This window comes from Limnohabitans sp. 2KL-3 (genome assembly GCF_001269405.1).
Lineage (GTDB): Bacteria > Pseudomonadota > Gammaproteobacteria > Burkholderiales > Burkholderiaceae_C > Limnohabitans_A.
In genome coordinates this window covers 15,076-39,686 of record NZ_CXON01000012.1, presented here as the reverse complement: position 1 = coordinate 39,686, position 24,611 = coordinate 15,076, and the positions used below count along the sequence as shown (strand labels likewise).

The 24,611-nt window shown below is 55.2% G+C and carries 23 protein-coding genes, 2 tRNA genes and 4 pseudogenes; 12 read left to right on the top strand and 17 right to left on the bottom strand.

Features of this window, described 5'->3' with window-relative positions; all coding sequences use genetic code 11:
- Window positions 1-4: 4 nt before the first annotated feature.
- The 11 genes from AMM41_RS14505 to AMM41_RS14455 are packed head-to-tail and all read right to left on the bottom strand — an operon-like array spanning window position 5 to window position 8,406.
- Complete coding sequence (locus tag AMM41_RS14505) at window positions 5-427, bottom strand: hypothetical protein (protein WP_146186250.1); 423 nt, start codon at window positions 425-427, stop codon at window positions 5-7.
- Window positions 428-445: 18 nt separating this feature from the next.
- Window positions 446-1,441 carry a hypothetical protein gene (locus AMM41_RS14500; protein WP_089960229.1) on the bottom strand — a complete coding sequence of 332 codons (996 nt, stop codon included), beginning with the start codon at window positions 1,439-1,441 and terminating at the stop codon, window positions 446-448.
- Complete coding sequence (gene flhB, locus AMM41_RS14495; RefSeq protein WP_089960226.1) at window positions 1,438-2,598, bottom strand: flagellar biosynthesis protein FlhB; 1,161 nt, start codon at window positions 2,596-2,598, stop codon at window positions 1,438-1,440. The genes AMM41_RS14500 and flhB overlap by 4 nt, the downstream gene beginning before the upstream one ends.
- Window positions 2,591-3,367 carry a flagellar biosynthetic protein FliR gene (gene fliR / locus AMM41_RS14490; protein WP_089960221.1) on the bottom strand — a complete coding sequence of 259 codons (777 nt, stop codon included), beginning with the start codon at window positions 3,365-3,367 and terminating at the stop codon, window positions 2,591-2,593. The genes flhB and fliR overlap by 8 nt, the downstream gene beginning before the upstream one ends.
- Before the next feature lie 19 nt (window positions 3,368-3,386).
- Entirely contained in the window at window positions 3,387-3,656 is a 270-nt protein-coding gene (fliQ, locus tag AMM41_RS14485; protein ID WP_089960215.1) for a flagellar biosynthesis protein FliQ, read from the bottom strand.
- Window positions 3,657-3,668: 12 nt separating this feature from the next.
- Window positions 3,669-4,421, bottom strand: a complete 753-nt coding sequence (gene fliP / locus AMM41_RS14480) for a flagellar type III secretion system pore protein FliP (protein ID WP_089960211.1) — start codon at window positions 4,419-4,421, stop codon at window positions 3,669-3,671.
- Complete coding sequence (gene fliO, locus AMM41_RS14475) at window positions 4,418-4,729, bottom strand: flagellar biosynthetic protein FliO (RefSeq protein WP_089960209.1); 312 nt, start codon at window positions 4,727-4,729, stop codon at window positions 4,418-4,420. The genes fliP and fliO overlap by 4 nt, the downstream gene beginning before the upstream one ends.
- Window positions 4,730-4,738: 9 nt before the next feature.
- Window positions 4,739-5,050: a flagellar motor switch protein FliN gene (gene fliN, locus AMM41_RS14470; protein WP_089960206.1), complete on the bottom strand. Its 312-nt coding sequence runs from the start codon at window positions 5,048-5,050 to the stop codon at window positions 4,739-4,741.
- 21 nt (window positions 5,051-5,071) lie between these two features.
- Window positions 5,072-6,070, bottom strand: a complete 999-nt coding sequence (gene fliM, locus AMM41_RS14465; protein WP_228769291.1) for a flagellar motor switch protein FliM — start codon at window positions 6,068-6,070, stop codon at window positions 5,072-5,074.
- Between the two features lie 21 nt (window positions 6,071-6,091).
- Entirely contained in the window at window positions 6,092-6,670 is a 579-nt protein-coding gene (gene fliL, locus AMM41_RS14460) for a flagellar basal body-associated FliL family protein (RefSeq protein WP_089960202.1), read from the bottom strand.
- A 23-nt stretch (window positions 6,671-6,693) separates the two neighbouring features.
- On the bottom strand, window positions 6,694-8,406 hold the full coding sequence (locus AMM41_RS14455; RefSeq protein WP_089960197.1) for a flagellar hook-length control protein FliK: 1,713 nt from the start codon (window positions 8,404-8,406) through the stop codon (window positions 6,694-6,696).
- 229 nt (window positions 8,407-8,635) lie between these two features.
- Between AMM41_RS14455 and flhA the strand changes: the two genes are divergently transcribed.
- The 7 genes from flhA to fliS all read left to right on the top strand — a co-directional run bounded on the left by flhA (window position 8,636) and on the right by fliS (window position 15,517).
- The gene (gene flhA / locus AMM41_RS14450; protein WP_089960527.1) at window positions 8,636-10,756 is read left to right on the top strand and encodes a flagellar biosynthesis protein FlhA; all 2,121 of its coding nucleotides are present in this window, start codon (window positions 8,636-8,638) and stop codon (window positions 10,754-10,756) included.
- Between the two features lie 6 nt (window positions 10,757-10,762).
- The gene (locus AMM41_RS14445; RefSeq protein ID WP_089960192.1) at window positions 10,763-12,304 is read left to right on the top strand and encodes a flagellar biosynthesis protein FlhF; all 1,542 of its coding nucleotides are present in this window, start codon (window positions 10,763-10,765) and stop codon (window positions 12,302-12,304) included.
- Window positions 12,297-13,121, top strand: a complete 825-nt coding sequence (locus AMM41_RS14440; protein WP_089960189.1) for a MinD/ParA family protein — start codon at window positions 12,297-12,299, stop codon at window positions 13,119-13,121. Before AMM41_RS14445 ends, AMM41_RS14440 begins: the two co-directional genes overlap by 8 nt.
- A gap of 5 nt (window positions 13,122-13,126) precedes the next feature.
- On the top strand, window positions 13,127-13,840 hold the full coding sequence (gene fliA / locus AMM41_RS14435; RefSeq protein WP_228769290.1) for an RNA polymerase sigma factor FliA: 714 nt from the start codon (window positions 13,127-13,129) through the stop codon (window positions 13,838-13,840).
- A 20-nt stretch (window positions 13,841-13,860) separates the two neighbouring features.
- Window positions 13,861-14,373, top strand: coding sequence for a hypothetical protein (locus tag AMM41_RS14430; protein WP_194944802.1), 513 nt, complete (start codon window positions 13,861-13,863; stop codon window positions 14,371-14,373).
- Window positions 14,374-14,405: 32 nt separating this feature from the next.
- A complete protein-coding gene (locus AMM41_RS14425) occupies window positions 14,406-15,008 on the top strand; it encodes a hypothetical protein (protein WP_089960177.1) in 603 nt (200 codons plus the stop codon).
- Window positions 15,009-15,094: 86 nt separating this feature from the next.
- A complete protein-coding gene (gene fliS, locus AMM41_RS14420; RefSeq protein WP_089960173.1) occupies window positions 15,095-15,517 on the top strand; it encodes a flagellar export chaperone FliS in 423 nt (140 codons plus the stop codon).
- Window positions 15,518-16,016: 499 nt separating this feature from the next.
- Here fliS and AMM41_RS14415 read toward each other — a convergent pair whose 3' ends face one another.
- The 5 genes and pseudogenes from AMM41_RS14415 to AMM41_RS14390 all read right to left on the bottom strand — a co-directional run bounded on the left by AMM41_RS14415 (window position 16,017) and on the right by AMM41_RS14390 (window position 20,391).
- Window positions 16,017-17,210 (bottom strand): ABC transporter substrate-binding protein, encoded by a 1,194-nt coding sequence (locus AMM41_RS14415; RefSeq protein WP_089960171.1) that lies wholly within the window; start codon window positions 17,208-17,210, stop codon window positions 16,017-16,019.
- Window positions 17,211-17,472: 262 nt separating this feature from the next.
- Window positions 17,473-17,549: transfer RNA gene (locus tag AMM41_RS14410), tRNA-Arg, on the bottom strand.
- A 107-nt stretch (window positions 17,550-17,656) separates the two neighbouring features.
- Window positions 17,657-17,733 (bottom strand) — tRNA-Pro (locus AMM41_RS14405).
- A 219-nt stretch (window positions 17,734-17,952) separates the two neighbouring features.
- Window positions 17,953-19,345 (bottom strand): annotated as a pseudogene (gene ltrA, locus AMM41_RS14400) (group II intron reverse transcriptase/maturase).
- 461 nt (window positions 19,346-19,806) lie between these two features.
- Entirely contained in the window at window positions 19,807-20,391 is a 585-nt protein-coding gene (locus AMM41_RS14390; protein WP_089960168.1) for an RloB family protein, read from the bottom strand.
- A gap of 22 nt (window positions 20,392-20,413) precedes the next feature.
- On the opposite strand from AMM41_RS14390, the pseudogene AMM41_RS14385 reads away from it, so the two are divergent.
- From AMM41_RS14385 to AMM41_RS14370, 4 genes and pseudogenes are all read left to right on the top strand, one after another.
- Window positions 20,414-20,611 (top strand): annotated as a pseudogene (locus AMM41_RS14385) (transposase); the annotation flags it as partial.
- A gap of 105 nt (window positions 20,612-20,716) precedes the next feature.
- Window positions 20,717-21,382: a hypothetical protein gene (locus tag AMM41_RS14380; protein WP_089960160.1), complete on the top strand. Its 666-nt coding sequence runs from the start codon at window positions 20,717-20,719 to the stop codon at window positions 21,380-21,382.
- An 80-nt stretch (window positions 21,383-21,462) separates the two neighbouring features.
- Window positions 21,463-22,659: pseudogene (locus tag AMM41_RS14375) on the top strand (IS3 family transposase).
- A gap of 536 nt (window positions 22,660-23,195) precedes the next feature.
- On the top strand, window positions 23,196-23,492 hold the full coding sequence (locus tag AMM41_RS14370; RefSeq protein ID WP_089960524.1) for an H-NS histone family protein: 297 nt from the start codon (window positions 23,196-23,198) through the stop codon (window positions 23,490-23,492).
- 209 nt (window positions 23,493-23,701) lie between these two features.
- On the opposite strand, the pseudogene AMM41_RS22475 reads toward AMM41_RS14370, so the two are convergent.
- Window positions 23,702-23,803, bottom strand: a pseudogene (locus AMM41_RS22475) (transposase); the annotation flags it as partial.
- 141 nt (window positions 23,804-23,944) lie between these two features.
- Between AMM41_RS22475 and AMM41_RS14360 the strand changes: the two are divergent.
- The gene (locus AMM41_RS14360) at window positions 23,945-24,463 is read left to right on the top strand and encodes a hypothetical protein (protein WP_089960153.1); all 519 of its coding nucleotides are present in this window, start codon (window positions 23,945-23,947) and stop codon (window positions 24,461-24,463) included.
- Window positions 24,464-24,611 lie beyond the last annotated feature (148 nt).

Genomic DNA, 24,611 nt, shown 5'->3' with positions numbered 1-24,611 from the left:
TTCCTCAGGCTTTGGCCGATGACGGCAGTCGCTGCAGTTGTTCGGCCAACTGGGCGTTGCGGATTTTCAGTTGTTCAATGCGTTTTTTGACCGCGCTGTCATGACCCCAGATGGCCAGGCTGGGGACCGGGGTGGGGGCTGGTGCCGGTGCAGGTGCAGGGACTTGTGTGGGTGCCTGTCCTGCAGCCTTGCCAGGCTGCGCGAGGATGGCTTTCACGCGCAAGCTTTTGGCCAGTAAGGTGTTTGCCGCTTTGCGTTTGGCGGGGTTGTGTTGGGGGTGGGGCAGTTTCTGGATGTTGCTTGGTGCGACTGGCTGGGCGACCGGCTCGCTGAGTGTCTGTTTGGTTTGGGGCTCGGCCGCGTTGGAGCCTGTCGACATGTTGACGGCTTGTTTGGTGTCTCTGCGAAAGAGGGTATTGGGGGGCACGGTGTGTTCCTTTGCGGCTTAGCGCGGCTGATCTGGCGCAGTGGGGGAAGCGGGGGGAATGCTCTGGGCTGCGGCTTCTGTGTTGGCTTTTGCCGGGGCGTTGAGGGGTTCTGGCCATTCCATTGGCAGGGGCGTGTGGGCCTTGATCTTGGTGCCGACATAGATGCCAAATGCTTCGGGTTGGATCCACAGCATGGACAGGGTTGACAAGCCCAAGGCTGCGCCGATGGCCATGCCCACGAGGGTATTGTTTTTGCGCCATTTGCCTAGCCTGTGTGTGCTTTGGGTGATGGCTTGCTGGCCCTTGTCATGGAAGGCTTGAACCTGTTGTTTGACCTGTTGTGTGCGTAAACTGGAATTGGGGTCTTGCGGGTTGGGGTCGGCAAAGTTGGCGACATCCTGGGGCTTGATGTCGGCTTCGTTCTTCTGGCTTGGGTGTTGAATGCGTTTGAGCAGTTGTGTCACGGGCAGCAGATACCCTTCGGTGCGGGCAGTCTCGAGTGCGGCTTGGGCTTGCTCGGCGTTGGGGGCTTCAATGTCCCAGCGCAGGATTTTGCGCCCGAAGGTGCTGAGGTTGTTGCTGGCGTTGGCCCCGATCATGAGCAAGATGGCTCGGATGTTGGCACCCGGAAAGTTCTGGATGAGGCGGGCCAGGAGTTGTATTTCGGCTTCAGGCAGGTTTTGTGCGTCGTGCACGATCCAAATTTTGGCGCGGCTGGCGTTGGCGGGCGCACGGGTGGCTTGGTCGACCGATTGGCCTGCCAGGGCTTCGTTGAAGCGGTTCAGCAGGGAGTCGGTGTTGCTGGGAAAGTAGGACTCGATGGTGTTTTCGGGGGATTCCTGGCGCAAGTTGCTCAGCAGAATGCCCAAGTAGTGGTCAAGCAGGGCTTCGTGTTCGCATTGCAGCGACAAGCTCATGCCTTCGCGGGCGATGGCATGGGTGCAGCCGTCAATGCGCATGCGGTCGGCTGCGCGGAACACGAAGTCAGTGGGGGTGGCGAGGTTGGCGTTCATGCATGGACTCCTTGGTCGCTTGCTTTTTTGCCGTCAGGACTGAATTGCATGCTGATGGGGACTTTGACTTGGGGTTTGGGGCGCGGCGCGTTCATGGGGGAGGCCGCTTCAAGGCTGAAGACGTACGCGATGACTTGGGCCACAGCGTGGTAGAGGTCTTCGGGCACTTGTTGCTCGACTTCGGTGGTGAAGTAGATGGCTCGCGCCAGTGGGGCCGCTTGGAACAGGTGGATGCCATGGGCTTTGGCTTCCTCGCGGATGCGAGCGGCCATGTGATCAGAGCCTTTGGCGACCATGATGGGAGCGCCGTCTCCGGTGGGGTCATATTCGAGGGCGACGGCGAAGTGTTCGGGGTTGGTGATCACCACGTCAGCGTCTTTGACGCGGCTCATCATGCGGGAGTTGGCCATTTCGCGTTGACGTCTGCGGATTTGCGCCTTGATTTCGGGGCTGCCCTCCATTTGCTTGTATTCGTCTTTGATTTCTTGCTTGCTCATGCGCATGCGTTTGTTGAAGGTGTATTTTTGCCAGGGCACATCGATCATGGCGATGACGGCCAGGCTCAGCGCGACCCAGAGTCCCGATTGCATGATCATTCGGCCCGCCGCGTTGAGGGCGGGCTCCAAGCTCATTTGGCCGATCTGGACGAGTGCTTCCATGTTGGAGACCAGGGACCACCACAGCACGGTGGCCACCAGCACGAATTTGAGGATGGCTTTGCCCAACTCGACCAAGGCGTGGGTGCCAAAGATGCGCTTGAGCCCGCTGATGGGATTGAGTTTGGAGCCCTTGGGCATGACGGCACTGAAGGACAACAGGTAGCCACCAGTGATGCCGGATGCCACGACTGCGGCAATCATGGTGAAGACGATGATGGGCATGACCAGTACAAATCCGGCGAGCAGGTGTTCCCCAAAGTGGGCGGGCAATAGCAGCGGTTTTTCGATCAGTTGACGGTCGAATACAAAGCCTTGTGCAAACACGGCAGAAAGGCGGGTGATCAGCCAGCCACCGGTGAGCATCAGCACCAAAAAGGCACCTATGACGATGATGGCGGCGGGCAGCTCAGTCGAGCGTGCAACTTGACCGTCTTCGCGCGCTTTTTTGAGTTTTTGCGCCGTGGGTTCTTCGGTTTTGTCATCGGTACTTTCAGACACGCGGTACTCCCATGACGTCCCGGACGACTGAAAAGCCTTGCCCCCACAGCCATTCAATGCGTCCGCCGATGCTCTCGAGCGAGACGATCAAAATGATGAAGCCCGCCATGATCATGGCGGGAAAGCCGACAGCAAAAATGTTGAGACTGGGGGCGGCGCGGGTCACGATGCCCAGGCCCACGTTGATAAAGAGCAGCGAGACCATGACGGGCAATGCCATCAGCACAGCCCCCAGAAACATCATGGAGCTCCATTGCAGCACCCGGCCGTACACGGCTTGGTTCAGGATGTTGGTGCCGATGGGCAGGCTGTTGAAGGATTCGAGGATCAGGCCGAGCAAAATGGCATGGCCCCCAAAGCCCACAAAAATCAATGTGGACATGACCACGAGCAGCTGCGAGATGACCGGCACGTTGCCCATGTTGGGGTCGAGCATGTTGGCCATGGACAGGCCCATGGCGGCTGCAATGCTTTGGCCCGCCACGACCACGGCGGCGACCACGACTTGCAGGATCAGGCCCATGGTGGCGCCGATCATGATTTGGTTGAAGACTTCAACCAAGCCTTGGGCACTGGTGGGGTCGATCACAGGCCAGTTGTACAAGGGGTAGACCAGCCAGGCCAGCACCAGCGCCACCAGGATGCGCATGCGGGTGTTGAAGGCGCTGAGTGAGAAGATGGGGGCGGTGATCATCAGGGCCGAGATGCGCAGCATGGGCCACAAAAAGGTGTAAAACCTTTCAACGACATCGGCGGCCAGGAAGTTCATGGGGTGACCTGCGGGCGGTTCAGACGAACAGGGTCGGGATGCGCTCGAAGATGCTGCGCGTGAAGTCGACCAGGGTGACCAGCATCCAACTGCCAAACAGCAACAAGGCCAGGGCCATGGCGATGAGTTTGGGGATGAAACTGAGGGTCATCTCGTTGATCGAGGTGGCCGCCTGGATGATGCCGATGAGCAGGCCCACGGCCAGGGCTACGAGCAGCAGTGGCGCGCTGACGAGGGCGATGGTCCATAAGGCTTGTCGTCCCAGATCAATGACGGTGGCGGTGTCCATGGCAGTGTTCCTTTAGGGCATGGCAAAGCTGCCAGCCAGTGAGCCCATGATCAAACTCCAGCCGTCAACGAGCACGAACAGCATGAGTTTGAAGGGCATTGAGATCATCATGGGCGACAGCATCATCATGCCCATGGACATGAGCACACTGGCGACGATGAGGTCGATGACCACAAACGGGATGTAAATCAGAAAACCGATGGTGAAGGCGCTTTTGAGCTCAGACGTGAGGAAGGCCGGCACCAAGGTGGTAAAGGGCACGTCTTGTGGGCTGCTGAAGTTGGTGTTGCGTGCGATTTGCATGAACATGGCGATGTCGTCTTCGCGGGTTTGCAGCAACATGAAGGCGCGGATGGGCTTTTCAGCGGCGGCCAGGGCTTTGTCAAAAGCCATGCCTTGGTTCATGTAAGGCAGCAAGGCGTTTTGGTAGACCTCGGTGAGCACCGGGGACATGACGAACAGGGTCAAAAACAAGGACAGCCCGATGATGACCATGTTGGGCGGGGTCTGGCCTGTGCCCAGGGCCTGGCGCAGCAGCGACATGACGATCACGATGCGCACGAAGGCCGTCATCATGAGCAACAGCGAGGGCAGCACCGACAGCATGGTCATGAGCGCCAACAGTTGCAAGGTCAGGCTGTACTGGGTGCCCTTGCCCGTGTTGGTGGCGGTGATGACCGGCATGTCAGGGGCCGCTTGCGCCAACAGGGGCAAGAGGCTCAAGGCAAGGATCAAGAACAAGCCAAAGCTGAGAGGACGCTTCATGGCGTAGGGGTTTCTGTGGGTTGGGCAGGCGCAGGCGTTTGCACGGGCCAGGGAGAAAGCGCGGTGATTTGGTGGGGGGTGACACCCACCAGCACGTCCTGGCCATCGAGCTGGATGAGGACAATTTTTTGCCGGGTGCCCACGGAAATGCTTTCGATGGTTTGAAGCCTTTGTGTGTTTTTGCGCATGAAGCTGGCACCGCTTTGCATTTTTCGCAGCCCCCAAAGCATGGCCAGCAGCAAGGCAATGACCAGTGCGAAGCTCAATGCATATTGCAGCCCGTCAACAAAGGACCATCCAGCTTTCATGATTTGGCTTTACAGGTTGTCCAGGCGCTCGGAAGCGGGCACCACTCGGGTCAGGCGGATACCGTAGCGGTCGTTGACCAGCACCACTTCGCCTTGGGCCACCACGGTGTTGTTGACCAACAGGTCCAGCGGTTCGCCTGCGATGCGATCGAGTTCGACCACACTGCCTTGGGTCAGGCGCATCAGGTCGCGGATCTTGATCTGGGCACGGCCCACTTCAATGGCCAGGGTGACCGGGATGTTTTGCAACACGTCCGTGTGGATTTGACCCTTGTCAGGGGTCTCGCTGGGCATGGCGTTGGGGATGGCTTGTTCGCTCATGGCTTTCCTTGGGGTAGATGTTCAGTGTGGGGCGTTGGGGCTGACGGCGTTGACGATCTTGATCGCCACCTGGCCGGCCATGGACCCAACTTCAACGTCATAGACGGGCATGTCTTGCACCATGACGCGGGCAAAGTCGGCTTTTTTGAAGGGCAGCACATCGCCTATTTGCATGTTCTTGAGCTGTTGCAAAGTCAGGTTGAGTTTGCCCAACAGGACTTGCATTTCGAGTTCGGCGTCCTGCACAGCGTGGCTGAGTTGGGCACGCCAAATTTTGTCGGAGTCTTCGTTGCCGTCACCGGTTTGCACGCGGTTTCGCAGCAGATCGCGCACGGGTTTGAGGGCCACGTAGGGGATGACCATGTCCAGGAATCCCGAGCCCTGTGAGGTGGCTTCGGATTCGAAGCGACAGAGAATCACCAGGTCGTTTTCATCAACGATCTGGGCAAATTGAGGGTTGATTTCTGAGCTGATGTGCTCGAAATCAACGGGTGTTATGGGGGACCAGGCTTCTTTGAGGGAGCGAAAGAAGACTTGCAGGATGATTTTGATGATGCGCGTTTCGGTGGGCGTGAACAGACGCCCGGGTGGCAACTGGCCGACACCCCGGCCAAAGCCGCCAAAAAAGCTGTCGAGGGAGCTGAAAACCACCGTGGGCTCAATGACCACCATGGCATAGCCACGCAGGGGGCTCATGCGCACGATGTTGACTGAAAGCGGCGCTTTGAGGTCTTTGAGGTAGTCCCCAAAGCGCAAGATCTGCGTGCGTGTGGGGTTCATCCGTGGGCTGGTGCGCAACACTTCCAACATGCCCAGTCGGAACAGGCGAATGAAGCGTTCGTTGATCATGTCCAGCGACGCAAGGTTCACACCCAAGGTGCTGTCTTCGGCGGCCAAGTCATGCTTGCGGACCTGAACATCCAGGTTGTATCCGGAGGCGTTGTCCAGGTTGTCATCCACGAGGGTGGCCGACAGGGCGGCCAGTTCCTCGGTGTACAAAAGGGGTTGGGAATCAGCCATGGTCAATCTGTCCAACGGGTTTTACTGCACCACAAAGCTGGTGAAAAAAACTTCCTCGATTCCGCCGAAATCTTCGTATTTTTCCAGCACAGCATTGAATTCAGAGCGGATTTTTTCGGCCATTTTTTTCCGGAAATCAGCTTGGTTCAAATCGGCATCTGTGGTCAGGCGCATCACGTCGAGTGCGGTGGCGCGCAGCGCAAACTCATGTTTCTTGACGTTTTTGAAGACGCGTTCGTCATAGTGGGTCATGATGGCCAGCTTCACCTGAATCACTTTTCGTGAGTTGGTGAGGTTGGCCACCATGTCTTTTTCGAGTTCCATGTATTGGTTTTCGAATCGGGTCAACTCGGGCGTGTCTTTGGTGACCTTTTTGGGAGGCAACTCGGCCACTGCATTTTTTGTTCCTGCCGCTTCTTGCTCAAGAGCCTTCAGCTGGGCTTCGGCCGCAGCCGTGTCTTTTTTGTCGAAGAAACCCGTGACAAAGAGGGTGCCTGCGACGGTTCCTGCCAGCAGCAAGAGGGTCACCACTGCGATCAAGATGATCTTGACGATGGGTGATTTCTTTTTGCCTTCAACTTCGGTGTCTATTTCAGCCATGGTGTGCTCTCTTTACTTGGGTGTCAGACTAAGACATCCAGACCCTCTGCAGGGTTCTTGATGCTGGGTGTTCGGGTTGTGGTTTCAATGGTGTTTTCCGCATGACCTGCCGGGATCGAAGCAGGTTGTCCCCGGAATGAACCGGGTGTCGGGTTTCCATCATTTTTGCCAGATTTACCATCCGCTACATCAATCTGAGCAAAATTCATGCCCATTTGGTTGAGCGTCTCTTTGAGTTTGCCCAGACCTTCTTGCAGCAACTCGCGGGTGACGGCATTGGGTGCGGTGAACAGCGCGTCAAATTCACCGCTGCGCATTTTCATTTCGACTTCGATGTGCCCCAAGGTGGCGGGGCGCAGTGAAAGTTTGAGATGCCATTGGCCTCTTTCCATCTCGGACAGAATGCGTTGTCCCACGGCTTGGCCCATCTTGTCGGCCAGGTTTTGGATGTTTTCGCTGCGGGCGTTGGTGTCGGGCAGCTCGGGTGCAGTGCCGAGCTTGTGGGGGGGCTCGTTTCGGTGGCTGGCCTGTGCGTCCATTCTGGGCACCAAGTTGCCGTAGGCCGTGCTCTGGGTTCCTGTGCTTTGGGCACCGCCTTCGGAGCCCAGCAGCTGCTCGAGTGTTTCGCCGCCCCAGTCCGCGCCCAGGTCCAACTCGCTGAGGCTGATGGGGGCTGTTTTGGGGGCGCGCTCGTTGTGCTGCAGCAAGTTGGGGTTGACGTTGCGTTGCATCCAAATGGCTGCTGGAGGTGCCATGCGCAGCATGTGCAGGGGAGGGATTTCTTCGGTGCTGTGGGTCGCTGTGGGTTTTGGGGTTTGATCGGGGGCGTCAGCCATGGCCCAGAGGGCTTGCGCTGCAGTCACCGCCTGGCCAAGTGAGTGGGTGGCCAAGCCTGTGTTTGGCCCATGGGCTGTGGCAATGACTTGCGCTGCTGGTGTCGCGTCGCCAAGGGTGTGGGGGGCCAAGCCTGTGTTTTGAACACTGCTTGTTGCCGTGACTTGCGCTGCAGGTAGCACCAAGCCAAGTGAGTGGGGGGCAAAACCTGGGGTTAGCTCATGGCTGGTCGCGGTGACTGGCGCAGCAGGTATCGCGTGGCCAAATAACGGGGTGGCCAAGCCTGAGTTTTGCCCAGGGAGTGTGGCGGCGGCTTGCACGGCCGAGGCGCGGGTTTGAATGTCCAGGGGGGCTTGCGGGGGGCTGAATTGAACAGCCTTCGTTGTTTCGGCCAAACCGATGGCATGGCCCATGGCCATACCATTGGCGTTGCCAGGGTTGGCGATCAAATGGGTGTTCGTGGTGTCCACATGGCCGCCAAAGAGCCAATGGATGGCGGTTTCATCCAGGCCTTGGGCGCGTGCAAATGCCTGCAGACTTTGCGAGTCTGGAGGTGAGCTTGTCGGCGTGATGACACTCATGTGAGGGCCCAGGGTCACGGCTTTCAATGCCACGGTTTGCAAGGGCTGGTCTTGCAACGCTCCGGCTTGAGGGGCGACCGAGAAAACCTGTCCGGCCATCGTGAATGGGACGGCAATTTCCTGCCCGGGCTTTTCAGCCAGCGACTTCTCCTTGAAATCGGTCTCGGCTGAACTTGCGGCCTGCGCGTGGAAAAGGTCGGACAAGTGGTGACCAAAATTTCGACCATCAGGTATTGCTTTGGTGTCTGGTTTGACTTCAAAGGTGTTCTTATTTGGATGAACGCTGGTCTGGCTGAAGTTGTCACTGAGGTTGATCGTCATGGATTGAGCTTCTCCAAAGGTGTTTGTTCTTGAACGGCTGGCGGCCAATCTTTGCCGCTCATCTTGCTTATGACTCTCTTGAGCAAGTTGCGCACCAGCTTGGGTCGTTCATGCGATCGTCATGGTTTTGAGTACGGCGCTGTCAGGTTTGTTGGCACGCGGCTTGCTTCATGGTGTTGAAAAACCGATAAACCCTGATTTTTCTTCTTCAAACAGCGGCCTTTTGCACATGAACACCTTGACCCTGTCAACGATCCGACAGAACTTGTCACGCTACGATCTGGCGGGTCTGGGTTTGCCTGCCTTGGTCTTGTTGATCATGGCGATGCTGGTGGTGCCGCTGCCCCCTTTGCTGTTGGACATTCTGTTCACGTTCAACATCATGATTGGCCTGGTGGTCATCATGATTGCCATTGGCACCCGCAAGCCTCTGGAGTTTTCGTCCTTTCCCTCGGTGTTGCTGTTTGCCACCATGTTGCGACTGGCCTTGAACGTGGCGTCCACCCGTGTGGTCTTGGTCCATGGTCATGAGGGGCCCGAGGCGGCCGGTAAAGTGATTGCAGCGTTCGGCGAGTTCGTCATCGCAGGCAACTATTTGGTCGGTTTCATCATCTTCGTGATCTTGATGATCGTGAACTTTTTTGTGGTGACCAAGGGCGCGGGTCGCGTCTCTGAGGTCAATGCCCGATTCACCTTGGATGCGATGCCCGGCAAGCAAATGTCGATCGATGCCGACTTGAACGCTGGCGTCATTGATCAGGAAACCGCCAAAAAACGCCGGGAAGAATTGGCGCAAGAGTCTGACTTCTTTGGGTCGATGGACGGTGCCTCCAAATTCGTCAGTGGCGATGCGATTGCGGGTCTGTTGATTTTGATCATCAACATCGTCGGGGGTTTGGCCATTGGCATCGGTCAGCACAATTTGCCTGTCGGCGAGGCGACCCGTTTGTATGTCCTCTTGACCATTGGTGATGGTTTGGTCGCTCAGATTCCTTCACTGTTCCTGTCGCTGGCCACCGCCATCATTGTGACCCGGGTGACGACTTCCGAGTCCATGACAGAGCAGGCCTCCAGCCAATTGTCGAATGTGCCCGCTTTGTTCATTTCGGCGGGTATTTTGACCATTTTGGGCTTGGTCCCCGGTATGCCCCATTTGGTGTTCCTGACATTGGCGGGTGCCACTGCCGGAATGGCCGTGATGGTGATGCGCAAACAGATGCAACTCGAGCAAAGTTTGGACAAGCCCACTTTGCCAGTCAATGAAGGGCCCAAAGAGCTGGACTGGGACGATGTGGAGCAGGTGGATTTGATTGGCCTGGAAATTGGTTACGGCTTGATTCCCCTGGTTAATCAGGAATCGGGCGGTCAGTTGATGGCCCGTGTCAAAGGGGTGCGTAAAAAATTGTCGGCTGAATTGGGGTTTTTGGTTCAACCCGTGCGCATTCGAGATGCCCTGAATCTTGAGCCGGATGCCTATCACATCGTCCTCAATGGCGTGGTGCGTGGCCGAGGCGAGGTCAAGGTGGGCCGGGAGTTGGCCATCAATCCCGGCAAGGTTTATGGCACTGTGGAAGGCCAACCCACCAAGGAGCCTGCTTTTGGTTTGGATGCTGTCTGGATTGAGCCGGCTTGGCGTGATCAAGCCCGCGCCTTGGGCTATACCGTTGTCGACCCCAGCACGGCCATTGCCACCCACATGAACAAGGTTTTGCGTGAAAGCGCTCACGAGCTTTTGAGCCATGACGAGGTCCAGAAATTGCTGGACAAACTGGCGGCCAAGTCCCCCAAATTGGTCGAAGAACTGGTGCCTGGCAAATTGTCCTTGGGGGTGGTGACCCGCACGCTGCAAAATTTGCTGCAAGAGTCTGTGCCGATTCGAGACATGCGCACGGTGGTTGAAGCTTTGACTGAGGTCAGCAGTCGCACGCAAGATCCCGACCAATTGGCGCAACTGGTTCGCCCCAAGCTTGGTCGCATGATTGTTCAGGGTTTGCTGGACAACCGCGATACCTTGATGGTGCTGACTTTGGATCCCCATTTGGAGCAGTTGCTGCACAACGTGTTGCAACAAAACAATGGCTTGTCTGGCATGGTGCTGGAGCCTAGCCTGGCCGAAAGCCTCTTTGCTGCTTTGCGCGAAAGTGCCCGCAACACCGAAGAGCAGGGCTTTCCGGCCGTGTTGGTGGTGTCTCCCGCCATTCGCCCATGGATGTCCAAGGCCGTTCGTTTTCGCGTGAGCGAATTGACCGTGATGTCTTACAGCGAAATTCCAGATGACCAGCCTGTCAAGGTGATCAACACCGTGCAAGCCGAGCCCCGCAACAACAACCCCTCCGTGACAAAGGCCTGATAAATTATGGAACTCAAACGCATCCTCGCCCGAGACAGCCGCTCTGCCAATGAAAAAGCCATTCAGATGTATGGCAAAGAGGTGCTGATCATCTCCAGCCAGCGCCTGGACAACCAGATTGAGTTGATCGTGGCGGTGGACCTCGATTCGAATGCCGCAGCCCCTGCCGTGTCAGCAGCGCCCCCCCCGTTGCAGGGTTCTGTGCGCGAAAACGCCCCTGACGATTTTGTGCCTTTTGCCAAGCTGTTTCATGATGCCAGCGCCTTTGGTCCCCTGGGGGCTGATGGGCGGCCTGTGGCAGCTCACAGAACGGTTCCTTTGGTGGCCGTGCCCACAGCCGCTGTGCCTCCAAATTCGGACCGATCTCCTCAACAGGCTTTGCCTGTTCAGGCGGGGCAAACCGACGGCCAGCAATTGCGCCACGAAAGTCAGCGCAGTCAGGAAATCGTGGAGTTGCTGCGTTTGGAAATTGCGGCCATGCGCAAGGAGTTCAGCTTGTCGCGTCAGATGATGCCTTGGCAAGATGGTTTGCGCTTGCCCCCAGCGATCCAGCAAGTCTCAATGGCCATGATCGAAGCGGGTGTGCCGGTCGGTTTGCGTGCTTTGTTGACCGACAGCATTCAAGAGTTAGACAGTTTCGAGCAGGCTTTTCCTGTGATGCAAAGTTTGCTGATCAATGCATTGAGTGGCTCGATCATGCCGACGCCCGAAGTCGGGGTGCACGCACTGTGCGGTCCATCGGGTTCGGGCAAAACTTTGATGGTGGGCCGATTGGCCCATGCAGGGGCTCAGGCACGCGGGGTTGAAAGCCAAGTGATGGTGAGCTTTGCCGACCAGCGCCCAGGGGCGTGGGCTCAGATGCAGTTGTTGGCCGCACAGTCGGGTGTGAATTGTTTTCGCGCCACCAGTTGCGAAATGCTGCGCACTTTGCTGCAGGACATGGAGGGCAAGACCGTGTGGATCGATACCAGCGGAACCGACTACGTGGCGCAGGCCCAATTGCTTTTGTCACAGCACCCACAGGTCTTGCGACATGCCGTTTTGCCGCTTGATGCTACAGTCACAAGTGTGCAAAAAACCCTTCAAAATTCGTCCTTGAATTGGTCATCCCTGATGCTGACCAAGGTGGACGAGGCCGCTTACCCTTGGGCTTTGATCACAGGTTTGTCCGAGAAGAGCTGCGCGGTTTCTTGTACCTCAGGCAGCGACCGAATTGATCAACCTGCCGAGCCCTTTGATGCGGCCCGCTTGGTTCAATTGGCATTGAATCCTCTGTTGAGTCTCATGCATGGGGCTGTTGATGCGGGACAAAGGACGACAGCTGTTGCGTCCACATCTCGAATCAACAGGCACACTGCCTTCAAACCAAAGCTGGTCAGTTCTGTGGAAGTCGAACACGAAAAAAGTACTTTGATGTCATCAAAGATCACCAAAATTTTGGTTTCCGACGCCATTGAAATTCCCACTTTGAAGGGTTATTTGGAGGCGTCTGCTGTGCGGGAAAAAGCACCCAACATTCCATCTGGAAAGAAAATTTTGAATGGATAAGAAACCTTTTCCTCAGGTGATTGGTGTGGCCAGTGGCAAAGGCGGCGCTGGCAAAACCACGGTTTCTGTCAACCTGGCCGTTGCATTGACCTTGCGTGGTCACAAGGTCATGTTGTTTGATGCCGATTTGGGCATGGCCAATGCGCAAATCACTTTGGGTGCCCATGCACCCTACAACATCAGCCATGTGCTCAGCGGCGAAAAAACGCTGGAGGAGGTCATGGTGACCACCAAGCAGGGCGTTCGTCTGGTGCCCGGTGCTTCGGGTGTGCGTGACATTGCGGCGCTGAACGTCCAGCAAATTGCCAGCATCGTGAGGGCTTTTGACGCTCTGACGGAGCCTGTGGACTACTTGGTGGTCGATGTGGCCGCTGGTATTGCTCCAGCTGTGCTCGATTTCATGGCCGCTTGTCAGCGTCGTTTTGTGGTGGTGTGTGACCAACCTTCGTCCATTGCTGATGCTTATGGGCTGATCAAGGTCATGGCCACCGAGCAATCGCTGAACGAGATTTACCTGATCCCGAACATGGTTGGCAGTGCCCATGATGGTCGTCAGTTGCACCGCCGTTTGAACGATGTGTGCAATCGATTCCTCGGGATTTCGGTGAAGTTATTGCAGTCCATTGAGGCCGATGATTTGGTCTTGCAGTCCCTGCGCAAATACCAGTCTGTTCTTGAATTTGCACAAGGCAGTGCAGCTGCAAGAGACTTCCGGTGGCTGGCCGATGCCATTGACTTACTGCCGCCAGTTGAGGGCTCATCCGGTCGTGTGCAGTTCTTTTCTGAGCGCATGCTGCGCGCGGCTACTCTTGGGTAATCAGAGTGGTCAGCACCATTTCACTTTATGAGCAAGTGGACAATCGCCACGAGTCGCTGATCATCGCGCACATGCCGATGGTCAAGCGGGTGGCGATTCATTTGAAAGCACGTGTGCCGCCTTTCATGGAGCTTGATGAGTTGATCCAGGTGGGCATGGTCGGGCTGATTGAGGCCGCACGTTCTTTTGATCCGACCAAGGGTTTCGAGTTCGAGAATTTTGCGCTGAGCCGTGTCCGTGGGGCCATTTTGGATGAGGTGCGCAGACAGTCTTTTTTGCCCAGGTCTGCTGTTGCCTTTAACAGGAGTGAGAATGAGGCCGTCCACGTATTGGCTGCTGAGTTAGGTCGTGCGCCCACTCAGTCGGAGCTGGCCTTGTTCATGGGCAAAGACATTGAAGATTTTCAAAAAGAACGCGGCTTGGCCAAGCGTTTTGAAACGTTTTCCATGGAAGTGGTCAACGACGAGGTCATGAGCATGCCCGGCGATCGCGCCATGCAGCCCGAGGTGATGGTGGAGGAGGCTGAGTTCATGGATGCGGTTGTACAGGCCATAGACGATTTACCCGATCGGGAAAAAATGGTCATGAACCTCTACTATGTCGAGGAGTTGAACCTCAAGGAAATTGGTGAGGTACTGGGTGTGAGCGAATCCCGGGTCAGTCAGATCCTTTCGACAGTCGTCAAAAAGTTACGGCTGACTCTGCGCGTAGGTTCCTAAATTAATGAAATTGTTGATCAATGTTTTCGATTTTTTCTTCTAAATCACCTGACGATGAGATGCAAAAAGCGCAAGCGCTTTTTGAAAAAGTGACGTCTTCCAAGTCAGATTCTCGGGAAACGAGAAACTTGAGGCTGCGAATGGCTTTGCTTTGCAAGGCCCACATGGACAAGTCTTTTGTCGCAGGTGCCGAGCAAATGGCGACATGGCAAGCGTCGATTGAATGGGCCATCGCCAACGGGAAAAAAAAACCGCCACAGCCTGAACCTTCGGTTTTTCAAAAAATCAAGGCAGGTGACAACGACGTTTATGTTTACTTGCCAGAGGAGTACGCACATGAGGCCTATTTCCTGGGGGCACGTTACCAGCGTGCCGAAATTCCTGCGTTAACGGCAATTGAAACGATCCAGGCTTTAGCCGATCAACTGTGTTTGTATGAATTGAGATTGTCAGAGCCGTTTCAGGTTTTGCAATTTCTTCGGGATGAATTGAGCCAATCACCAGTCATTTCAAGCACTGGTGAATTGCCTTGAGGTCCTTGTCAACTTGATCCTAGGAGAGCCTCATGGAACCCTTTGTTTTGGCTTTCATTGCCATTGGTTTGTTGGTGATATTGGTCTTTATCATTTATTTGGTGGACCGGGTGAACGCCATCGAAAAAGAAACACGCCAGTTTTCTCGTTCTTTGCGTGCACCTGACGAAGCGCGAGCGCAGGGACCATTTGCGGGCTTTACGTCTAAAAAACTCTGGGATGCCATGACAGGGCGTATCCCAGAGGGCACCCACCCTTCTGTGGTGGCTGAGGTGCGTGAGCGTTACGAGTCGGTTTTGCAAAAACACATTGAGGCGATTTTTCAAGAGGGTGTGAAGGATGGGCAGCGTGGCATGTCCGGGGAACCCAAAAACACCAAGGTGGTGGCTTCATTACACGGTCCGATTGAGTCGTGGCTGCCATCGGCCCAGGTCAATACCATTTACAAATGCGGTTTGGGCAGTTCGGAGTTGCCTGCAGACCAATGGGATGGTTTGCGCACTGATCTCGATGAAGCGGGTCAAACCCTTTACACCATGGCCCTGCTGACTTTGCGGCAGCCACTGTCCCATAGTTTGATGCCTCAGCCTGTTGTGGATGCACCCGAGATGGCCGTAGCCTCACCTGTGCATTAAATCCTGCTGGCTCGCATCCAGGGGCTCAAGTTTTTACCCGCCTGGTCGATACCCTTCATACAAGCAGTTGATAAAGGGTTTCTAATATGCGTGCCTATTCAAGAGCGGCTCAAAGTTACGGTTCGGTGCAAGTGGTCACCGGTGTGGCGATGGCGGACAACATCCAGCTGATTCAGATGTTATTTGATGGCTTGACTGAAAGTCTTGCATCGGCCAAAGGTCACATCATGAACAACTCGATTGAGGAAAAGTCAAAGTCTATTTCGCGTGCAGGCCGCATTGTGGTGGGTTTGCAAGGCGCTTTGGATTTCGAGCGTGGTGGCGAGTTGGCGCAAAATCTCAACGAGTTGTATGTCTATGTGACGCGGCGACTGTTCCATGTCAATGCCTACAATGATTTGGCAGCGCTTGAAGAAGTGCAAAGCCTGATCAAGGACATCGCTGATGCTTGGAAGTCTCTGCCCAGTTTGTTGGGCCAGGCCAAACCGACCTCGCTCATGATGAATTGATGGATTGTTTTCCCTGGAGCAGCCTCATCAAGGGTGTTTTACCTCGATGATTTATTTTTCCGGTGCAATGCCTTCGAAAGTCGTTTGCGACGGTGGTTCTTCTGCTTGAGGGTTCTGCCGCTTGGCTTGGCGCGTGAGTTGGATACGACATGCCGTCAGTGTTTGATCTCATGCGAAACCCCTGATAGGTTTCATTGAGCATCTGGCAGCGGCTTGAGGGTGCTCATGGCTGGCATCCATCGGCCAATTCAGGGTGAATGCTGGAGATGTTTGTGACCGGTACCCTCTGGTTTATGCACACGTGCATGTGCTTTTTTCTCTGTTGCACCAGGCAAGTCTTGGGCGAGATGCACAGGATCCATGATTCCGCTGCCCCCAACAAGAAAACCCATTTGATGGGTGATGCGCATCGCTGCAGATCACGGTCAATTGGGGTGACGCACGTGGGTGTTTCAAGCCAGCAGTGCCTTGGGATAACCCAAAGGCACTGCCGACCCCATCACATGCGGCAACCTGCGCCAGAATCGGCCAAGGCTTTGGCAGCGATGCCGATCACTTTGTTCTCTTTGTTTGAGACTTCGCGCAGGTAAATGTCTTGCACGGGGTTGTGCGACTTGCTCATGGTCCACTTACCGCGCGGGCTGTCGATCACCGCAGTTTCCATGGCCTTGATCATGGCGGCTTTTTTGCTGACATCGCCTTGAACCGCATTGGCTCCTTGCACCAACAGCAAGCCCGTGTCGTAACCTTGCACGGCGTACACATCGGGTTGCATTTTGAAGGTTTTGGCGTAGTTGAGTCGGAATTCCTTGTTGCGCTTGGTCTCGATGCCGTCACCGTAGTGCAGGGCAGTGAGCACGCCGTCGGCAGCAGGCCCTGCGGCTTCGAGCACGCCCTCGGTCAAAAAGCCTGAGCCATACAGCGGAATCTTGCCCTTGAGGCCCGCTGCGGCGTAGTCGCGCAAGAATTTGGCCGCGCCGCCGCCGGCAAAGAAGCAAGCCACAGCGTCGGGCTTGAGCGCGGCGATTTCGGTGAGCAGCGCCTGGAACTCGACGTTGGGGAAAGGCAGGCCCAATTCCTTGATGATGGTCCCGCCCGCTTTGGTGTAGCTTTCTTTAAAACCTTCAAAGGCTTCGTCACCAGCGGCGTATTTCCAGGTGATCCACACGGCCTTTTTGTGTCCGCGCTTGACCATGGCTTCGCCCAGCGCCATGGTGGGCTGGCTGTTGGAAAAACTGGTGCGGAACACATTGGGGGCGCACTGGGCGCGGGTGGCAATGTGCACGCCCGCGTTGGGGATCAAACTGATCACGCCGCTTTCGCGAGCCACGCGGTGAATGCCCATTTGCACGCCCGAGTGCACGGTGCCGATCAGCACATCGACCTTGTCGCGTTGCACCAGCTTGTTGGCGTTTTCAATGGCTTTGGAGGGCTCGGATTCGTCGTCCACCTTGAACCATTCAATCTCACGGCCGCCGAGCTTGCCACCTTGCTCGTTGATGGCCATGCGCACGCCGTTTTCAATGGCCACGCCCAGTTGGGCAAAGGTGCCGGTGTAGGGCAGCATGAAGCCCACACGGATCTTGCCGCTTTGGGCCAGGGCATTTTGGGGGAGCAGCAAACCAGTTGTTGATGCACCCAACAGGCTTGCGCCTTGGGTCAAGATTTGCCGACGTGAAGAAGAGAGGGTCATGGGTTTTCCAAGTGGAGGACAATTTTGCACACGCTACAAAAAGGCTTGTGGCGAGAAAGACAGATCCATTATGGAACTTTTTGTGGGCTTAAATTGCAGACTCCCATCCGAGAAAACCCGAAGAGGTGCCGCTGAAATGGCTTCTGATTTGGGGCAGGTTTTTGATTGCCAAGTCCTTGCTGGATGAGGTTAAACCAGCATGCCGACCCATCAACACATGCATCTCTGAATGAGATTCATGTGTTGGAATGGAGGGTCAAAATGGTCTGCCCGACAGGGATCGAACCTGTGACCCACAGCTTAGAAGGCTGTTGCTCTATCCAACTGAGCTACGGGCAGAAACTTCAGATGAGACAGAAACACAAAAGGCCCTGACGGGCCTTTGGGAACTGTGCGTCTTGGAAAAGACTTTTGAGGGTATTTTCTTAAATTTGAGTTTAAGAAAATGGTCGGAGCGGCGGGATTCGAACTCGCGACCCTCTGCTCCCAAAGCAGATGCGCTACCAGGCTGCGCTACGCTCCGACAAGCGATATTCTAACCCTCAAATCATCACTTTTTGGTTGGACGGTTGAAAAAGTCATGGTTAATGTTCGAAAGTCAGAAGGCTCAATGACAAAAAGTTTGGCGGGTGATTCGAGACTTGTTTCTTCTGATCGGCATAGGGGGGCCGCGATTTTCGCAGCCGCCCCTGCCACACCACCCGGCATGCGGGTCCGCACCGGGCGGTTCGAGAGCTTGAGGTCATGACAGCCTTGGCACTCCCAACCTATCAAAGTACGCAATCGTCAGCACCGTCTTGAGCAACCGGTCACTGTTGCGCCACCAGCGACGGCTATTCACCGCCACTTGCCGCGCCACGTTCTCCTTTGCTCCCAATGCCTTCAGTTCCCGATAGATCGCCCTGGGCCTCTTCCAGTGCTTGAGCTGGATCGCTCGTAATCGATGACGCAGCCACTCGTCCAACTCTCGCCAGACCCTGGGCGTTTGCGACATCCCGAAGTACGCCTTCCAGCCCAGCACGTAGGGCCGCAGCTTTTCCACCACTTGCGCCATGCTGCGCCCACCCGAGCGGCGCGTGAGTTGCCGGATGCGGGCCTTGAAGTTGTCCAGTGCCTTGTAGGCCACCGCACATTTGACTTCTTTGCCCTTGGCCACCCACAGCTCGTAACCCAGAAACTTGCGCCCGAAGGCGCTGGCCACCACGCTCTTGGCTTCGTTGATCTGAAGCTTCAGGCCCGTGTAGAGTTTTCTGAGATACGCCATCACCCGCTCGCCAGCTCGTCTGCTGCCCACGTAAACGTTGCAGTCGTCAGCGTAGCGCGCGAAGCTGTAGCTGCGCGCCTCCAACGCCTTGTCCACTTCGTCGAGCAACACATTGGCCAGCAGCGGACTGAGCGGCCCGCCTTGCGGCGTGCCCAAGTGGCGATCGACCACCACCCCGCCATCCATGATCCCAGCATTCAGATACGCCCGAATCAGCCGGATCACGCCAGCGTCATCGATGCGCCTTTTGAGCCTGTCGATCAGGATGTCGTGATTGACTCGGTCAAAGAACTTGGCCAAGTCCACGTCCACCACCACGCGCTTGCCCGATTGGACGTACGCCCGTGCGGCCTTGACCGCATCGTGCGCGCGCCTGCCCGGTCGAAACCCGTGGCTGTGCTCGCTGAAGGTGGGATCGATCAGCGGTTGCAGCACTTGCAAAAGGGCTTGCTGGATCAGTCGATCTGTCACCGTCGGGATGCCCAGCTCGCGCTGGCTGCCGTCCGGTTTGGGAATCAATACCTTGCGTACCGGACTGGGCCGGTAGATGCCCTGCAGCAGCGCTTGACGGATGTCCGGCCAGCTCGTTTGCAGCAAACGGGCGGTTTGCTCGATATTGAGCCCGTCCACCCCGGCTGCGCCTTTGTTGGCCTTGACCCGCTTCCATGCCGCCTGCAGGTTCTGCCCTTGTCAGCGCCGCCTCCAGCAGGCCACCTGTGCCTGCCAGTTGCTTTGCCGACCCTGTATCCGGGTGCTCATGCAACGTACCTCGGGTTTCGTCGCTGGCAGTGTCTGGCCCGGCTTCACCGTGCCGCCTTCCTGCCCGCCCGGATCGCTCCGGCATCTGACGCATGACCTTGTGGCTTTGCATGTCCTCGGTTACTCACTCTCGTTCGGTCCTTCGCTCTTGCCTTGTGGCCTCAGCGGCCCCGGCTTGCAGCTACTACGACCTCTGCTGACTTCTCGCTCCGGCAAAGCCGTCTTCCTTTCAGAAACAAGGCGAGATCTCCCCAGGTAAGGGTCGCACACCTTCATCGCACAACCGCCGCATCTACGCCACCTCGCCTTGGTCACAAGAGCTTCGCGGTTTCGTGCCCGCTCGCCCTGCTTGGCAACGCCTTCTATGCGGTTCTTGTTCATCGGCTCACGATTTACGCTCCACGCTTCCTTCCCACGCTCGGTCGCCCTCACGCAGTTGCGCAACACTCAAGCTCACTGTGACCAGCTCGCAGCGGGACTTGCACCCGCAGGTGTGCGCCCATGCTGGGCGCACACGTGAAAACGCCCTGCCCTAAACCGGCGTTCTTGTGTCAATGAATGGCATCAACCAAGCTAGTTTCCAAACGCAATCAGCAATGCGACCAACTCAACGATCTCAGTGGATGGCTCGGTATCATCAAACGCGGTGCTAAGCGCAGCCAACTTCCGTGCACGCTGGCTGGCAATATCAAGGTTTCCCATGGTCGTAGAAAAACTACCGCCAGCGCCCTTTTCATAGCTCGGAATGTGATGTTTGAGGCGCGTTAGAACCTCGTCGCGGTGAAGCGGATGACGGATGTCCTCATAGTGCAGCAACAGCCACAACTCAAAACAAGGCACGGACGCGATGGCCTTGAATTCAACCGGCTGTTTGGCATCGTTGCGAAGCTTGCCATCAAGCGACTCCGCAAGTTTCAGGGCATCAAAATATGACTTGTGGTCATCACGATCAAAAAGCGCAAAAACCTTCTCAAATGCTCGGGCGCGAACGCGCTTATTTGGATCCCCTTCCTGAAACAGCTTCTTTGCATATCGCACCACCTGGATTGGCTCAGTTCCGAGTGCGCTGGGGTGAACTTCAACGTTTGCCGTTTGTAATCTGTGCGCGTTCTTAATGAAGTGGACCCCGAATTTGGGACAGTTGTTTAAGTGGGACACTGTCTAAAGAATCGGTTTACCAATGACTGAGTCAAAAAAGCGAAGAGTTCATACGCCGGAGTTCAAAGCCAAGGTGGGGCTGGAGGTGCTCGGTGGGATGAAGACCATCAATCATTTAGCACAAGAGCACGGCGTCCATCCAATACAGGTCGGCCAATGGAAGCGCGAGATCCAAGCCCAGGCCAAAAGTCTGTTTGAAGGCAAGCGCGGGCCACAACCGCTGTACAATATTTTCCACCTAACCATCAGTTAATTAAAGATGCACCTCGTATTCGAACAAATCTCGAAAATTTGAACTGTAAAAATTTTTTAACAAGAGGAAATTATGGTTACTTTAGTCAAGCACGAATGGCATCAAGTTGACAGTCAATTTGCCTTTGAAATAACGCCAGAAATTCTCAGTGAAATTTATCCAGATCTTGATGAAGATGAATTAACTGCAAAGTTAAGTTCCATTGAATCTGGTGAAGTAACAATAGAAGAGCTATTAGAGGCTGCAAATCAAAACAACGTTGACTTCGATTGGGAACGCCAAAACGATGATTTTTGGACGGAACGCAAGGGTGGCTACGACGTAAGTTATGAACTAGGCGATGAGTCAAGTTGGAAGCACGAACCTGCCCCGCCTCTACCTAATAGGAAATGCAGTCACTGCCGCTGGGAAGGTCAAAAATATTCTGCTCGCTATGTCGGTTTTGATCAAGATGGCAAAGTAGTTGATGACGAAAGCGCAATTGAGCCAACTGTGATCAAAACTCTATGCCCTATGTGCGACAGTTCATTGCTCAGTATCAACCACACGCGAAAATGTATCTCATGTGAGTGGATGGGAGATGATTCAGAGGTCGAAGATGTTTGGTCTAAAGATGAAGATGAACGCCACCGTGAGGAAGGAGAGTATTGCCCGCTGTGCGCAAGCAGAGTTGAGGAAGTCATACCAACTACAGAGGATATCGAGCAAGCAATTGCTGATCTACAAAAGCTGTTCTAACAGGCTGCTGAAATACTGAGGTTGCCCCCGAAAAACGTACTCCTTAGCTGATGGGTAAAAATCAGTAACAGGAGTGAGAAATGAGCGAAACGAAACGACGGGCGCGGTACACGGTGGAATTCAAGCTGGAGGCCGTGCGACTGGTCAAAGGTGGTCAGGTGGCCGCCGTGACGGCCAAGATACTGGGCATCCCCAAGCAGACGCTGGAGAACTGGGTGCGCTTGGATGGCAAAGGCCAGCTCAAGGGGGCTGGGGACAAGCCGGTGAGTCCAGATCAGATGGAGCTGGCGCGGCTGCGCGCCGAACTGGCCCGGGTCAAGATGGAGCGCGACATCTTAAAAAAAGCGACGGCGTACTTCGCAAGGGAGTCAACGTGAAGTACGCCTGGATAGCGAGCCAAAAAGCGCGGTGGCCGGTTTCGCTGGCATGCGACGCACTGGGCGTGAGCACCAGTGGCTACTTTGAGCACCTTCGCCGCCAGGGCACTGACAAGCCTTCCATTGCGGGTACTGGCCAGCGCATCAGCAACGAGGCGCTGTTGTCCCATATTCGGGCCATCCACGCCGAGGTCAAGCAGGAGTACGGCTGGCCCAAGATGTGGAAGGAGCTGCTGGCGCGGGGCATCCGGGTGGGCAAGGAGCGCGTTCGTCGGACGATGAAGAACAACGGCATCCAGGCCAGGGGCAAGAGGAAGTTTGTCGTGACTACCGACAGCAAGCACAGTCTGCCCATTGAGCCCAATCTGCTGCAACGCGACTTCACGGCCAGTGCGCCCAACCTGGTGTGGACGGGGGGACATCACCTACATTGCCACCGACGAGGGCTGGCTGTATCTGGCCGTGGTACTTGACCTGTTCAGCCGCCAGGTGGTGGGCTGGAGCATGCAGCCGCACATGCAAAGCTCACTGGTGACGGATGCGCTGCGCATGGCGTGGTTCAGGCGTGCACCAGAGGCGGGCGTGATCTTTCACTCGGACCGTGGCAGCCAATACTGTGGCCACGAATTCCAGGCGGCGCTGGCGGGCTACAAGATGAAAAGCTCGATGAGCCGCAAGGGCGACTGCTGGGATAACGCGCCCACGGAGAGCTTCTGGGGACGCCTGAAAGTGGGTCGCTTGTACGGCAGGAAATTCGAAACCCGCAGGCAGGCCATGGACGAGGTTATGGACTGGATGACGTTCTACAACCACCGCAGACTTCATTCGACCCTGGGCTACGTCAGTCCGATGCAGTTTGAGAAAAGCTGGCACGCGGCACAGCAAAAGAAGGCAGCATAATCGAATGGCTAAGAGGTACGTTCAACAGGGGCAGGTTCACCGTTCCCGATATTTACCGTGAAGTCGGCATTAGTATGGCCACTTTTGACGGCAATAGCTACAGGCTCAAGGAGGAGGCGGCACGCTTGGCCGTCCAAGCTGAAGGGTCATAATCTGGAAGCGCTGCCTGAGAGAATTTAGGGTGGCCACGCGTGGGGGAATCTGGACTGGCCATCAGGGGTCGGTAGTGCTGGTCAAATAGGATTGGCCGAAACACCCTCCCCTGCGTTCCCCTAAATTAGCCTCAGAGATTTGCTTCAAAAAATTGATCACACTTTCCCCGGTCTTTTCATCAATGAAGTTTTTGCTGGCATCCAATGAACGTCCGGAAGAGGCTGTTAGCGGTTGTTGCAACGCGGCAATTCACCGGCAGTAACCGACCCAAAGCGGATGCCCAAATAATCGAATGTGCAGCCCAAAAGCAGATATTTGCAGGTCATACTTACTATCGTATCGGATAGAATACATTTTCAATTTTTACTATTACTGGAATTATGATGTCGACACTTGCAGAACTGATCAAGCAACGCGAAGCCCTTGATGCTCAAATCGCACAAACTCGGCAAACAGAACTTGCTGACGCTATTGGAAAAGTCAAAGCATTGGTCGCTGAACACGGCTTGACAGCAGAAGATATATTTGGCTTTGCCAAGCGTGGCCCCAAAGCTTCTGGCGCGACAAAGAATCCAGTTGCCCCCAAGTATCGAGATGCAGCTACTGGTAAAACATGGACTGGCCGTGGCAAAGCACCAAAGTGGATTGACGGTAAAGACCGGGCACAGTTCGTGATCTAATTTTTAATGACGCAGATGTGAAAAAACCAGCGTGAGTGCTGGTTTTTTTTGAACTGCCTCTTAATTCACCGACTTCCCGACACGCCAAAAGGTCTTGTATGCCTGCTGGTATGGTCAATATTGATCACTGAAGATGACTGGGAAGTATTGAGGTTTAATTTGATGCACACAAAATTTAGTCCTGCAATCGCCGCAGTCACCCACGTTTTGCTGATGCTCAGCTCCCGGCAAATGTCAGGCACATCAAAGCCCGCTTCGATCCGTTTGACCCCATCCATGATCTGGCTGTCGGTAAACTTTGACTTACTCATATAGAACCTCTTACGTTGGAAAAAATCTACTTCTCCTCCCTTTGGTTCTAAGCGACGATCACCGCTTGACGTCCATCCATTAAGACAATATTTGTCTCAATATGCAAGGATCATCCTATCAATTCAAGAAAGGATGGTGTCATGCGCAACGATATGCAAAAAGTAATTGTCGAACGGGGGCGTGTCGCGCATTACCAAGCTCGGACAACCACGCGCGATTTGAATGAGAAACGCAACGCGTACCGCAAAGCCAAACACTTCAAATTGGACGAAAACGGTGATGTTTGCGATGAATTTTCAGGAAAAAAATTACCCATGCGCTCTCGGCAACTGGGCTACAAGTTGAAAATGTTTAATGAAAATTTGAGGCCCTTGTGGCGCTTTCTGCATTCCCGCGTTGGTTGCTCTTGGAATGATGTCTACTCAGAAATCATGGCGCAGTTGAATCGACGGTCTACCATCCAAAATCATGTGCTCCAACACTTGGAATGGGACGTCATCAAACACACTGTCATCGCCGCTGATGGTCGCATCTGGGAATGGGGTCCGAGTCACGGGCCATGCGATCATGAGGGAAGTTTTTATCTGGAGCCCGGAACGGGTCGACTTTGCGCAGGAACAGTCAAGCGCAATGCTGCTCAAACGTCCCTCACATCATGAACATTGCATATCTCTTCACAGTAGTCATGTTGATCCAAGTGGACAAATAGGACTTACCGAGAGAATGATACAGGATGTTTGCGCATGTAAATAGTGACATTTTTATTCCTTATATTTTATTAAGCTTGAGTCTCAAAACAAACCTCAC